We start from the raw sequence: 12,291 nt of genomic DNA on the forward strand, positions 1-12,291 counted from the left end.
TGGCAGTCATGCAAACAGCAGCCAAATCCGTCGAGATATCCGAGTCCTCCTGGGAGGAGTCGCTCTCCGCCTGGATGGACGGAGAGGAATCCGACGATATTTTTCCCGGCTTGTTGTCCCGCGAGGGACGCCAGACCTGGGACACCTATCACTTGATCGGTGATTCCCTGCGCAACGCCGACCTGGCGCTGACCCCCAGTTCGGCCTTCCAGGCCCGGCTGGCGCGCGCCCTGGACGCGGAATTGCCCATTGTCGCGGCGCCTCGGCGCCGCTCGCCTTTGCGCGTGGGCCTGTCCGGCCTGGCGGTGGTGGCGGCCGTGGCGACCGTCGCCTGGGTGGCGCAGCCCTACCTGACCGGCGAATCCGGCGGGGAAGTGCGGGTGCTGGCCGACGCCAGCGCGCCGTCGTCGGCCTCGGCCGCGGACGATTCCGGCCTGCGCGACTACCTCGAGGCGCATCGCCAGATGGCCGGCCCCAGCGCCGTGCGGCAGGTGTCGTTCGAGATGGGAGCGGGGCGCTGATGGCGTTGGTGATTCCATCGCGCTGGCCGGTGCTGGGTCTGGGACGAACCGCTACCTTGCAGGCCCATCGCGCCGCCTGGCTTGCCGTAACGCTGTTCACCGTTTTCCTGGCGGCGCAGGAGCCGGCCCGCGCCGCCGACGCCGCGCCGCCCGCCGAGGACGTGGTGCAGCTGCTCACCAGCATCCAGCAGGCGGCCCGCAAGCAGGACTACGCCGGCGTGTTCATGTATCAGCCGGGCGAGACCATGCAGTCCTCGCGCCTGGTGCACGTCCTGGACGGCACCGGCGAGCGCGAGCGCCTCGAGATCCTCGACGGCCAGCCGCGCGAATACCTGCGCCACAACGACGACGTGCAGTGCCTGATCCCCGAGCGCAAGACAGTGCTGCTGGAGCGCCGCCGCGGCGACCGCTTCCCCGGCCTGCTGCTGGGCGAGGCCGCCGGCCTGTCCGAGAACTACACGATCCGCACCGAGCCCAAGCTCTATCGCGTCGCCGGCCGCGAGTGCCGCCTGATCACCATAGAGCCGCTGGACAAGCTGCGCTACGGCTACCGGCTGTGCGCCGACGTCGAGACCAATCTGCTGCTCAAGGCCCAGACCCTGAACGCCGCGCGCGGCGTGGTCGAACAGGTGGCCTTCACCTCGCTGCGCCTGGGCGCCGAGGTCGATCCCCAGCTGCTGACTTCCCGCTGGAGCACGCGCGACTGGAAGGTGATGGAAGCCGCCATGAAGCCGGTGGACCTGGCCGCCCAGGGCTGGCGCATTCCGGCCCCCAAGGGCTTCAAAACCGTCATGCAGGTGACCCGGGCCATGGGCCGCGGCGCCACGGTCAGCCAGATGGTATTGTCTGACGGGTTGGCGGCCATTTCCGTGTTCATCGAGCCCTACGACAGCCAGCGCGGACACCGTCCGCCCCATGGCGCGGCGCAGCGCGGTTCGATTACCGTATATGGCACGCGCATCGCCGATTTCTGGCTGACGGCCGTGGGCGAGGTGCCCGTGGCCACGCTGGAACAGCTGGCCGAGTCCACAGAATACGTGCCCGCCGCCGGGTCCCGCTGATCCGGGGCGGCAAGCAGCAATTTCGGAGAAGTCTATGAATGCAATGACAGTGTCGAACGGGTATTTCCGACGCTTTCTGGCGGCCGCCGCGCTGGGCGTGATGATGTCCGTCGGCCAGGCGCCGGCGGCGCTGGCCCAGGCGCCGACGGTCGCTTTGCCTGATTTCACCAGCATCGTCGAAAAGGCCGACCCCGCGGTCGTGAACATCCGCACCACGGCCACCGTGCCGGTGCGCGGCATGGGACCGGGCGGCGGCAACGACCCCTACGAGCTGTTCCGCTGGTTCTTCGGCCCCGAATTCCAGCCACCGGGCGCGCCGCCGTCGCCGCGCCAGCGTCCCCAGCCCCAGCCCGAAGAGCGCACCGTGCCGCGCGGCGTGGGCTCGGGCTTCTTCATTTCCGAAGACGGCTACATCCTGACCAACAACCACGTGGTCGTGGACGCCACCGACATCTACGTCACCCTGACCGACGGCCGCGAATTCAAGGCCAAGGTCATCGGCACCGACGAGCGCACCGACGTGGCCCTGATCAAGATCGAGGCCAAGGACATGACGCCGCTGGTCATCGGCGATCCCAAGAAGCTCAAGAAGGGCCAGTGGGTGCTGGCGATCGGCTCGCCGTTCGGCCTGGATTCCACCGTGACCTCGGGCATCGTCAGCGCCATCGGCCGCGACACCGGCGAATACCTGCCCTTCATCCAGACGGACGTGGCGGTCAACCCCGGCAACTCGGGCGGCCCGCTGATCAACCTGGAAGGCGAGGTGGTGGGCATCAATTCCCAGATCATTTCGCGCAGCGGCGGCTTCATGGGCATTTCGCTGGCCATCCCGATCGACGAGGCCATGCGCGTCGTCGACCAGCTGCGCACCACCGGCAAGGTCACGCGCGGACGCGTCGGCGTGCAGATCGGCGAAGTCGGCAAGGACGTGGCCGAGGCCATCGGCCTGCCCAAGGCCGAAGGCGCGCTGGTCAGCAGCGTCGAGCCCGAAGGCCCGGCCGAGCAGGCCGGCGTGCAGCCGGGCGACGTGATCCTGAAGTTCAACAACGAACCCATCAAGCGCTGGTCCGACCTGCCGCGCATCGTCGGCGAAACCAAGCCGGGCACCCGCGCCGACATGCAGGTGTGGCGCAAGGGCAAGACCGTGACGCTGACCGTCAAGGTGGGCGAGATCCCGACCGAGAAGAGCCCGGCCGCCGGCAAGCAGGGCGCGGCGCCCGTGCCCGAGGCCACCAACGCGCTGGGCCTGGGCGTGGCCGACGTGCCGGCCGACGTGCAGAAGAAGCTGCGCATCAAGGGCGGCGTCCAGGTCAAGATCGCCGAGGGCGCGGCCGCCAAGGCCGGCCTGCAGGAAGGCGACATCGTGCTGGCCCTGAACGACACCGACGTCACCAGCGCCAAGCAGTTCGGCGAACTGGTCGCCAAGCTCGACAAGGGCAGGGCGGCCGGCCTGCTGGTGCGCCGCGGCGACCAGACCCAATGGGTGGCGGTTCCCGCCAGCAAGTGATGCTTTACGGCGACGCCCCTGAAAAGGGGCGTTTTTTGCCGTCGCGGGCCTGGCGGCAAAAAAATGGTTCAAGACCGGCTAAAATGGCTGGTTGCCGCAAGAGGGGGCGCATGGCGCCCCCTCGTTTTGCCCGGGCTATGCCCACAGGCACCCCTCTCGTCAGCCGTGCGTACTCCGGCGGCGGTGTCTTCCGGCCTTGTGCCGAGTGTTCCGTCCCCTTATAACTTCAAGCATGCAGCATATCCGCAACTTCTCCATCATTGCCCACATCGATCATGGCAAATCGACCCTGGCCGATCGCCTGATCCAGCGCTGCGGCGGATTGGCGGACCGCGAAATGTCGGCGCAGGTGCTCGACTCGATGGAAATCGAGCGCGAGCGCGGCATCACCATCAAGGCGCAGACGGCCGCCCTGCACTACAAGGCGCAGGACGGCAAGGTCTACAACCTGAACCTGATCGATACCCCGGGGCACGTGGACTTCTCCTACGAAGTCAGCCGCTCGCTGTCGGCCTGCGAAGGCGCGCTGCTGGTGGTCGACGCCTCGCAGGGCGTCGAGGCCCAGACCGTGGCCAACTGCTACACCGCCATCGAGCTGGGCGTGGAAGTCGTGCCGGTGCTCAACAAGATGGACCTGCCCCAGGCCGATCCCGAAGGCGCGCGCCAGGAAGTCGAAGACGTGATCGGCATCGACGCCTCGCAGGCCGTGCTGGCCAGCGCCAAGACCGGCATGGGCATCGACGAAATCCTCGAGGCCATCGTCGCCCGCGTGCCGGCGCCCCAGGGCGATCCCGACGCGCCGCTGCAGGCGCTCATCATCGACTCGTGGTTCGACAACTACGTGGGCGTGGTGATGCTGGTGCGCATCATCAACGGCGTGCTCAAGCCCAAGGACAAGATCCTGCTGATGGCCTCCGGCGCCACCCACCTGTGCGAGCAGACCGGCGTGTTCACGCCCAAGTCGCAGCAGCGCCCGCACCTGTCGGCCGGCGAAGTGGGTTTCGTCATCGCCGGCATCAAGCAGCTTGCCGACGCCAAAGTGGGCGACACCATCACGCTGGCCGGCAAGCCGGCCGCCGCGCCGCTGCCGGGCTTCAAGGAAGTCAAGCCGCAGGTGTTCGCCGGCCTGTACCCGGTGGAAAGCTCCGAGTACGACCAGCTGCGCGACTCGCTGGAAAAGCTCAAGCTCAACGACGCGGCGCTCATGTTCGAGCCGGAAGTCTCGCAGGCGCTGGGCTTCGGTTTCCGCTGCGGCTTCCTGGGCCTCCTGCACATGGAAATCGTGCAGGAGCGCCTGGAGCGCGAGTTCGACATGGACATCATCACCACGGCGCCGTCCGTGGTGTACGAGGTCGAGCAGCGCGACGGCTCCATCATCACGGTCGAAAGCCCGTCGCGCATGCCGGAGATCGGCAAGATCGCCGACATCCGCGAGCCCATCGTCAAGGTCACGCTGTTCATGCCGCAGGACTACGTCGGTCCGGTCATGACGCTGTGCAATAACAAGCGCGGCGTGCAGATCAACATGAGCTACCACGGCCGCCAGGTGCACCTGGTCTACGAGATCCCGCTGGCCGAGATCGTGCTGGACTTCTTCGACAAGCTGAAGTCGGTCTCGCGCGGCTACGCCTCGATGGACTACGAGTTCCAGGAATACCGCTCGGCCGACGTGGTGCGCGTGGACCTGCTGATCAACAACGACCGCGTCGACGCGCTGGCCATGATCGTCCACCGCAGCAACGCGCGCCACCGCGGCCGCGACGTGGTGACCCGGATGCGCGGGCTGATCCCGCGCCAGATGTTCGACATCGTGATCCAGGCCGCCATCGGCGCCGAAATCATCGCGCGCGAAAACGTGAAGGCCCTGCGCAAGAACGTGCTGGCCAAGTGCTACGGCGGCGACATTTCGCGCAAGAAGAAACTGCTGGAAAAGCAGAAGGCCGGCAAGAAGCGCATGAAGCAGGTGGGTAGCGTGGAAATCCCGCAGGAGGCGTTCCTCGCCATCCTGCAGGTGGAAGACAAATAGAACCAAAAGAAGGCGGTTAGCTGATGAGTTGGAACTTTGCCCTGATCCTGTTTGTATTGCTGGTGGTGACCGGCATTATCTGGGTGCTCGATCTGGCGGTGCTGCGGCGGGGCCGGGAACGCCGGGCCCAGGCGGCGATGGCGCAATACGACGCGGCCCTGGTCGGAGACGCCCAGGAAGCCGAGCGCCTGCGCCGCGAGGCCGGCGACGCGGCGCGCCGCGTGCCGTGGTGGGTGGAGTACGCGGTCAGCTTCTTCCCCGTGATTCTGTTCGTGTTCCTGCTGCGCTCGTTCGTCGTCGAGCCGTTTCGCATCCCGTCGGGCTCCATGCTGCCCACGCTGCAATCGGGCGACCTGATCCTGGTGAACAAGTTCAGCTATGGCCTGCGGCTGCCGGTCATCGACAAGAAGGTGATCGAGGTGGGCGAGCCCAAGCGCGGCGACGTGTTCGTGTTCCGCTATCCCGTGGACCCGGACGTCGATTACATCAAGCGCGTGGTCGGCCTGCCGGGCGACGAGATCGCCTACCTGGACAAAAAACTGTATATCAACGGCGAACTGGTGCCGCACGTGCGCGACGGGGATTATTTCGAACCCGACCGTGTCTCGTATATTGCGCAATATAAAGAGAAGTTGGGCGAAGTTGAGCACCAGATCCTGCTGGATGAAGGCAAACCGCAGGAATACGGGCCGATGTGGCAATTTCCCAACCGTCAGAACTGCCAATACAGCCGCAATGGGGTACGCTGCAAAGTACCCGAAGGCCAATTTTTCGCTATGGGCGATAATCGGGACAACAGCGCGGACAGCCGGTACTGGGGCTTCGTACCCGAATCCAATATCGTCGGACGCGCGTTCTTCATCTGGATGAATTTCAGCGACCTCAGCCGCATCGGCCGGTTCAACTGATTATGTCGCTAGCCACGCTAGAAAACCGCCTGGAGCACCACTTCGGTGATCCGGCATTGCTCGAACAGGCGCTGACGCATCGCAGTCACGGTTCGCGCCATAACGAGCGCCTGGAATTCCTCGGGGATTCCGTGCTGAACTTCGTCGTCGCCGCGATGCTGTTCGAGCGCTATTCCAAGATCGACGAGGGCGACCTCTCGCGCCTGCGGGCCAACCTGGTCAAGCAGGCCTCGCTGGCCGAGATCGCCCAGCGGCTGGAGCTGTCGCAATACCTGCGCCTGGGCGAGGGCGAACTCAAGAGCGGCGGTTTCCGCCGCCCCTCGATCCTGGCCGACACGGTCGAGGCGCTGTTTGGCGCCGTGTTCCTGGACGCCGGCTTCGACGCCGCGCGCCGCGTGATCGTGCGCCAGTACCAGCCGGTGCTGGCCTCGGTCGATCCCAAGACCCTGGGCAAGGACGCCAAGACGCTGCTGCAGGAATTCCTGCAGGGCCGCAAGCTGGCGCTGCCGCAGTACACGGTGGTGGCCACGCACGGCGCGGCCCACAGCCAGCAGTTCGAGGTCGAATGCGCCATCCCGGCGCTGGAGATCAAGGTCATGGCCGCGGGCGCCAGCCGCCGCGCGGCCGAGCAGTCGGCGGCCAAAGTGGCGCTGGAGGCCGCGTTGGCCGTCAGCCCGGCTTCCAAGGCTGCCCGCAAGTCGGGCAAGGCGCGCAAGACCGCGCAATTGTCGCTGCCGGTGGCAGTGGCTCAAGAGACTAAATGAGCGATACCCCTTTCCGTACCGGCTTCGTTGCCATCGTCGGCCGTCCCAACGTCGGCAAATCCACGCTGACCAACGCCCTGATCGGCTCGAAGATTTCGATCGTCTCGCGCAAGGCGCAGACCACGCGCCACCGCATCCACGGGGTGCTGACGCGCGAGCACGAACAGTTCGTGTTCGTCGACACGCCGGGCTTCCAGACGCGCCACGGCGGCGCCATGAACCGCATGATGAACCGCGTGGTCACGCAGGCGCTGGCCGACGTGGACGTGGTGGTGCACGTGGTCGAGGCGGGCAAGTGGTCCGAGGGCGACGCCAAGCTGCTGCCGCTCTTGCCCGCGCCGGAGCGCACCATCCTGGCCATCTCCAAGATCGACGCGCTCAAGAACCGCGACGATCTGTTCGCCTTCGTCTCAAAGATCATGGCGCTGCATCCGTTCGGCGCGGTCGTGCCGGTCAGCGCCACCAGGAACCAGCAGCTCGACCAGCTGCTGCAGGAAATCGCCGCGCGCCTGCCCGAAGGCGAGCCGATGTTCGAAGAGGACACGCTGACCGACCGGCCCATGCGCTTCATCGCCGCCGAGCTGGTGCGCGAGAAGATCTTCCGCCTGGTGGGCGACGAACTGCCCTACGGCTGTACGGTCGTGATCGAGCAATGGGAAGAGAACGACAAGGGCGCGCGCATCGCCGCCTGTGTGGTGGTCGAGCGCGACAGCCACAAGCCCATCCTGCTGGGCGCGGGCGGCATGCACATGAAGCGCATCGCTACGGAGGCGCGGCAGGACATCGCCAAGCTGCTGGACAAGCCGGTGCACCTGGAGGTCTACATCAAGGTGCGCAAGGGCTGGTCCGACCGCGAGGGTGCGCTGCGCGACCTGGGCTATGAGTAGAAGGGCGCCTCGCGTCCAGGACCGACCCGGCTATATGCTGCACGCCACCGCGTGGCGTGAGACGTCCCTCATCGTTCAGACTTTCTCGCGCGACCACGGCTGTGTGGCCATGGTCGCCAAGGGCGCCAAGCGCCCGTATTCCGTGCTGCGGCCCGTGCTGTCCGCGTTCCAGCCGCTGCTGCTGTCCTGGACCGGCAACGGCGAGGTCAAGACGCTCACACGCGCCGAGATCGCCGGCATCCGGCCGCTGACCGGCACCGCGCTGATGTCGGCCTGGTACATGAACGAGCTGCTGCTGCGGCTGCTGCCGCGCGAAGACGCCCACCCCCTGCTGTTCGACGCCTACGATTTCGCCCTGCAGCAGCTTTCGGGCGGCACGCGCGCGGCCGGCGCGCTGCGCCGCTTCGAATGGACGCTGCTGCGCGAGACCGGCTATGGCGTGGACGAGGCGCCGCCCGATTTCGACGATCCGGCGATCGAGCCGGCCCTGCGCCGCGACCTGCGCGAACGCCTGGCCGAAATCCTCGCCGGCCGGCCTTTGTCCACGCGCCGCGTGCTGCTGGACCTGCAGCGCATCTGAGCGCCATGACCTTCACGCTCAAACAGGTCGAGACCTTCCGCACCGTCTACGAGACGGAAAGCGTGACCGCCGCCGCCCGGCGGCTGGACGTGTCGCCGGCCACCGTCAGCGCGACCCTGGCCGCGCTGGAAGCCAGCATCGAGCTGCGCCTGTTCGAGCGCGTGCGCCAGCGCATGCAGCGCACCCCCGAGGCGACGCTGCTGTACGAGGAAATCCGGCGCCTGAACGTCGGCCTGGAGAGCCTGGGCCGCAAGATCCGCGCGATCCGCGGCGCCGCGCAGCCGCGGCTGCGCGTGGGCTGCATCCACGCCTACAGCGGCGCCATCATCAGCGACACCATCGCGCGCTTTCGCGCCCGCTATCCGGACACCGCGCTGTACCTGCAGATCCGGGATTCCAACACCTTGCGCGACATGGTGGTGTCGGGCGAGCTGGACCTGGCCGCCGTGGCCGACGAGTCCGAACTGGAAGGCCTGCGCGGCCACCGGCTCGCCAGCCTGCGGGCCGTGGCGGTCTTTCCGCGCAGCCATCCGCTGGCGCGCCTGGAGTGCGTGGAGTTCTCGCACCTGGCCGGCGCCGACGTGATCGCGCTCAACGCCGAGGACGGCTCGCGCAAGCGCCTGGACGCCTTGCTGGCGCAGGCCGGGCAGCATCTGAAGGTGGCGATCGAAACGCCGTATTCCAGCACCGTGTGCCAGCTGGCGCTGGCCGGCCACGGCGTGGGCATCGCCAATCCGGCGACCGCGCTCGGCATGGAAGCGGCCGGCCTGGACCATCGGCCGCTGGCCGCGCCCGTGCATTTCGAATGCCACATGATTCTGCACGGCAGCCGCCCCTTGTCGGAGGCGGGGAAGTTCTGGGCCACCTGTTTGCGCGCAGCGCTGGCGCCGCTGGTGGAAAGGTACGGCGTCTAGCCCCTTCGCCCATCCGAAGTCAGCAGCAGCACGACCGACGATTCCGCGTCCAGCAGCCCCGACCGCCGCAGCCGCGACACCGCCGCCAGCGCCGCGGCCGACGACAGTTCGGTGGCCAGCCCGGAGCGCTCCAGGCGCTGCTGCGCCTGCGCCGCGGCGGCGTCGGACACTTCCACGGGCGAGCCGCCCGAGCGCGCCAGCGCTTCCAGCGACTGCAGCGTGCTGGTGCTGCCGGCGATCGAGTACTGGTCCGTCACGCCCTCCCAGTTGCCGCGCGCATCGCCCGTGGCGCGCGCCCGCGACAGCCGGGCATAGGGCTCGACCGCGTGCATGCGGGGCAGGCGGTCGATGCGGCCGCTTTCCCGCAGATGCTGCCAGCCCAGGTAAATGCCCCACAGCAGGTCGCCGCGCGCGGTGGGCACCACGATATCGGTGGGCACGCCGCAGGCTTCGAAGATCTCCAGCGCGATGGGCTTGTAGCCTTCCACGCCATAGGCATGGGTGCCCACCGGCGGATTCAGATAGTTGGTGCCGGCGAACGCGCCGTGGTCGCGGCACAGGTCCGCGACATAGGGCCAGCGGCTCAGGCTGTCGTCGAAGGCGCGCAGGCGCGCGCCGAAGCGCTGCATGGCGTCGCGCTGCAGCGGCGGGCAGTCGCGCGTGATGGCGATGTCGGCCTCCAGGCGCGCCGCGGCGCAATAGGCGGCCAGCGATACGCCGGCGTTGCCGCTGGAGGCCGCCGCCACGCGGGTGGCGCCGGCCAGGCGCGCGCGCGAGACCAGCTGGGCCGCCATGCGGTCCTTGTGGCTGCCGGTGGGATTGGCGCTTTCGCACTTGAGCCACATCCGGCCGACGCCCTCGGCCTGCGCCAGCGCCGGCGCGGCCAGGCAGGGCGTGGCGCCTTCGCCCAGCGTCACCGGGTCCAGCACCGGCAGCGGCATGGCCGCATCCCCGCCGGGCTCGTAGCGGCATTCCAGCGAGGCGGGGTGGCCGGCCTCCAGGCAGCCGGGGCAGCCTTCGGGATAGTCGGCGACGGGCCACAGGCGTTCGCAGCGGATGCAACGCAGGCCGGACAATCTGGGGTTCATCTGCATGGTTCTTCAGTACCTCGAAGGAAGCGTATCCAGGGGAAGGGCGGGCGCGATCTGGAACAGGCAGTCGCCCTCGCCGCTGCGGGCGATGGCGCGCAGGCACACCACGGTGCCGCTTTGCGGGCTGACCAGCGCGCGCGGCGCAAGCTCGGGGCGGGCGGGTTCTATCAGCTGGCCGATGCGCTGGCGCGCCGTGACCGCCTGCCCCAGCTCCACGCCGGGGACGAACACGCCCGCTTCGCGCGCGCGCAGCGTGGCGGCCGACGCGTCCAGGTCGTAGAGCCGGACCTCGGGGTTGCGCGGCAGCGGGCGGCCGGGCAGCAGGCCCAGCTCGGTCAGGCAGCCCAGCAGCCCGTCGCGGCAGCGTTCGACCAGGGCGGCGCTGGTTTCGCGGCCGCCGCCGATCTCCGCGCTCAGGCGCAGCACGCCGTGGCGGCTGGCGGCGGCCGGCATGGACCCGGCTTCGACGCCGCGGAAGAACACGCATTGCGGCAGCCCGAAGGCGCGCGCCAGGCCCGCCAGGCGCGGATCGTAGGCGTCCTCGCCGTACCGGGTGATCACCGACGAAGGCAGGTAGCGCAGCGAGGCGCCGCCGCTGTGCACGTCCACCAGCGCCTGGATGCGCGGCAGCAGCCGGGCCTCCAGCGCGGCGGCCACGCTTTCGGTGTAGCCGCGCGCCGGCGCGCCCAGGAAAGCACGGTTCAGGTTGCCGCCGTCGGAAGGCGAGAGCCGGGTGCCGGCCAGCGAGGCCTCGACGTTGGCCGCCGGCAGCAGGTAGACCGTGCCGCGCTGGAGCATGCCGGGCAGGCTGTGCCACAGGTCCAGGATGGCCGCCTGGCCTTCCCATTCGTCGCCGTGCACGCCGGCCATCAGCGCGACGGCCGGCCCGGGGCCGGCGTCGATCCTGAGCACCGGCACCGTGACCCGGCGGTAGGCCGATTCGTTGGTGGCGGCGGCGCAGGAAAAATCCTCGCGGCTTACCGTGGCCATGCGCGCGCTCCTGCCTGGCTCAATCCAGCGTGGTGCCGGCGGCCTTGATGATGCCTTCCCATTTGGGCAGCTCCTTGCGAATCTGGGTCTGTACGTCCTGCGGCGTGCCGCCCAGCGGTTCCTGGGAGCGGCTGCGCAATTCCTTGCTGACATTGTCCGAGCGTAGCGCCTGGTTCATGGCCTCGTTGAGCCTGGCGATGACGGCGGGCGGCGTGCCGGCCGGCGCGACCAGCGCGCTCCAGGCCGACTGCTCGTAGTCGGGGTAGCCCTGCTCGGCCACGGTGGGCACGTCGGGGTTGGAGGCGGCGCGTCCGCGCGTGGTGACGGCCAGCGCGCGCAGGCGGCCGTCCTTCAGGTTGCCGATCAGCGGCGGCAGGTTTTCCATCATCGAATCCACGTGGCCGCCCAGCAGGTCGGACAGCTGCGCGGCCGTGGCCTTGTACGGAATCTGGCGCACCTCGGCGCCGGTCTGGGCGATGAACAGCTTGACGCCGACCTCGCTGGTGGTGCCGGGGTCGGCCGAGGTCATGGTCAGGCGCTGCGGCTGGGCGCGGCTGGCTTCGATGAAACCCTTCAGGTCGCGATAGGGCGAGGCCGCGTTCACCACGATGACGTTGGGCGTTTCGGCCACCAGGCCGATGGGCGCGATGTCGCGGTCCAGGTCGTACAGCTGCTGCTTGAACAGGTAGCGGTGCAGCACCAGCGTGCCCACGTGGGCGTAGCCGATGGTGTAGCCGTCGGGCGCGGCGCGCACCACGGCCTGGGTGCCGATGCGCCCGCCCGCGCCGACGCGGTTTTCCACCACCACCGGCTGGCCCAGCTGGCGGCTCATTTCCTGCCCGATGAGGCGGGCGGTGATGTCGGCGTTGCCGCCGGCGGCGGCCGGCACGATCAGCGTGATCGCGCGCTCCGGGTAGTCGGCCAGCGCGGCAGGCGCGGCCAGGCAAAGCGACAGGGCGGCAAGACAGGCGATGGCGTTGCGGTTCATGGCGGTTCCCGAGGCATTGAAAGCGCTGCCATTGTGCGGCGGCGGCCCCCGGAA

12 protein-coding genes are annotated in these 12,291 nt (G+C 68.6%); 9 read left to right on the forward strand and 3 right to left on the reverse strand.

Features of this window, described 5'->3' with window-relative positions; translation table 11 throughout:
* The first annotated feature begins 8 nt into the window (after positions 1-8).
* The 9 genes from C1I89_RS20600 to C1I89_RS20640 all read left to right on the forward strand — a co-directional run bounded on the left by C1I89_RS20600 (position 9) and on the right by C1I89_RS20640 (position 9,168).
* Positions 9-521, forward strand: a complete 513-nt coding sequence (locus C1I89_RS20600; RefSeq protein WP_102774421.1) for a sigma-E factor negative regulatory protein — start codon at positions 9-11, stop codon at positions 519-521.
* Positions 521-1,582: a MucB/RseB C-terminal domain-containing protein gene (locus C1I89_RS20605; RefSeq protein WP_102774422.1), complete on the forward strand. Its 1,062-nt coding sequence runs from the start codon at positions 521-523 to the stop codon at positions 1,580-1,582. Before C1I89_RS20600 ends, C1I89_RS20605 begins: the two co-directional genes overlap by 1 nt.
* 34 nt (positions 1,583-1,616) lie before the next feature.
* Complete coding sequence (locus C1I89_RS20610) at positions 1,617-3,089, forward strand: DegQ family serine endoprotease (RefSeq protein ID WP_102774423.1); 1,473 nt, start codon at positions 1,617-1,619, stop codon at positions 3,087-3,089.
* A gap of 232 nt (positions 3,090-3,321) precedes the next feature.
* Positions 3,322-5,115 carry a translation elongation factor 4 gene (gene lepA / locus C1I89_RS20615; RefSeq protein ID WP_102774424.1) on the forward strand — a complete coding sequence of 598 codons (1,794 nt, stop codon included), beginning with the start codon at positions 3,322-3,324 and terminating at the stop codon, positions 5,113-5,115.
* 23 nt (positions 5,116-5,138) lie between these two features.
* Positions 5,139-6,023: a signal peptidase I gene (gene lepB / locus C1I89_RS20620; RefSeq protein ID WP_102774425.1), complete on the forward strand. Its 885-nt coding sequence runs from the start codon at positions 5,139-5,141 to the stop codon at positions 6,021-6,023.
* Positions 6,024-6,025: 2 nt separating this feature from the next.
* Positions 6,026-6,787 (forward strand): ribonuclease III, encoded by a 762-nt coding sequence (gene rnc, locus C1I89_RS20625; RefSeq protein WP_102774426.1) that lies wholly within the window; start codon positions 6,026-6,028, stop codon positions 6,785-6,787.
* Entirely contained in the window at positions 6,784-7,674 is an 891-nt protein-coding gene (gene era / locus C1I89_RS20630; RefSeq protein WP_102774427.1) for a GTPase Era, read from the forward strand. Before rnc ends, era begins: the two co-directional genes overlap by 4 nt.
* Positions 7,667-8,254, forward strand: coding sequence for a DNA repair protein RecO (gene recO / locus C1I89_RS20635; RefSeq protein WP_102774428.1), 588 nt, complete (start codon positions 7,667-7,669; stop codon positions 8,252-8,254). Before era ends, recO begins: the two co-directional genes overlap by 8 nt.
* 5 nt (positions 8,255-8,259) lie before the next feature.
* A complete protein-coding gene (locus tag C1I89_RS20640) occupies positions 8,260-9,168 on the forward strand; it encodes a LysR family transcriptional regulator (protein WP_102774429.1) in 909 nt (302 codons plus the stop codon).
* Here C1I89_RS20640 and C1I89_RS20645 read toward each other — a convergent pair.
* The 3 genes from C1I89_RS20645 to C1I89_RS20655 are packed head-to-tail and all read right to left on the reverse strand — an operon-like array spanning position 9,165 to position 12,237.
* Complete coding sequence (locus C1I89_RS20645; protein ID WP_102774430.1) at positions 9,165-10,262, reverse strand: pyridoxal-phosphate dependent enzyme; 1,098 nt, start codon at positions 10,260-10,262, stop codon at positions 9,165-9,167. The genes C1I89_RS20640 and C1I89_RS20645 overlap by 4 nt on opposite strands.
* A 6-nt stretch (positions 10,263-10,268) precedes the next feature.
* The gene (locus tag C1I89_RS20650; RefSeq protein ID WP_102774431.1) at positions 10,269-11,249 is read right to left on the reverse strand and encodes a succinylglutamate desuccinylase/aspartoacylase domain-containing protein; all 981 of its coding nucleotides are present in this window, start codon (positions 11,247-11,249) and stop codon (positions 10,269-10,271) included.
* A gap of 19 nt (positions 11,250-11,268) precedes the next feature.
* Positions 11,269-12,237: a Bug family tripartite tricarboxylate transporter substrate binding protein gene (locus tag C1I89_RS20655; RefSeq protein ID WP_102774432.1), complete on the reverse strand. Its 969-nt coding sequence runs from the start codon at positions 12,235-12,237 to the stop codon at positions 11,269-11,271.
* Positions 12,238-12,291: the final 54 nt, after the last annotated feature.

This window comes from Achromobacter pulmonis (assembly GCF_002885955.2).
Taxonomy (GTDB): domain Bacteria; phylum Pseudomonadota; class Gammaproteobacteria; order Burkholderiales; family Burkholderiaceae_B; genus Achromobacter; species Achromobacter pulmonis_A.

Excerpts from the sequence above, each read along its gene's own strand:
- C1I89_RS20645 (WP_102774430.1), bottom strand. The coding sequence starts at position 10,262 with ATGCAGATGAACCCCAGATTGTCCGGCCTGCGTTGCATCCGCTGCGAA.
- C1I89_RS20600 (WP_102774421.1), top strand. The coding sequence starts at position 9 with ATGCAAACAGCAGCCAAATCCGTCGAGATATCCGAGTCCTCCTGGGAG.
- C1I89_RS20610 (WP_102774423.1), top strand. The coding sequence starts at position 1,617 with ATGAATGCAATGACAGTGTCGAACGGGTATTTCCGACGCTTTCTGGCG.
- C1I89_RS20655 (WP_102774432.1), bottom strand. The coding sequence starts at position 12,237 with ATGAACCGCAACGCCATCGCCTGTCTTGCCGCCCTGTCGCTTTGCCTG.
- rnc (WP_102774426.1), top strand. The coding sequence starts at position 6,026 with ATGTCGCTAGCCACGCTAGAAAACCGCCTGGAGCACCACTTCGGTGAT.
- recO (WP_102774428.1), top strand. The coding sequence starts at position 7,667 with ATGAGTAGAAGGGCGCCTCGCGTCCAGGACCGACCCGGCTATATGCTG.
- lepB (WP_102774425.1), top strand. The coding sequence starts at position 5,139 with ATGAGTTGGAACTTTGCCCTGATCCTGTTTGTATTGCTGGTGGTGACC.
- C1I89_RS20605 (WP_102774422.1), top strand. The coding sequence starts at position 521 with ATGGCGTTGGTGATTCCATCGCGCTGGCCGGTGCTGGGTCTGGGACGA.
- era (WP_102774427.1), top strand. The coding sequence starts at position 6,784 with ATGAGCGATACCCCTTTCCGTACCGGCTTCGTTGCCATCGTCGGCCGT.
- lepA (WP_102774424.1), top strand. The coding sequence starts at position 3,322 with ATGCAGCATATCCGCAACTTCTCCATCATTGCCCACATCGATCATGGC.
- C1I89_RS20650 (WP_102774431.1), bottom strand. The coding sequence starts at position 11,249 with ATGGCCACGGTAAGCCGCGAGGATTTTTCCTGCGCCGCCGCCACCAAC.
- C1I89_RS20640 (WP_102774429.1), top strand. The coding sequence starts at position 8,260 with ATGACCTTCACGCTCAAACAGGTCGAGACCTTCCGCACCGTCTACGAG.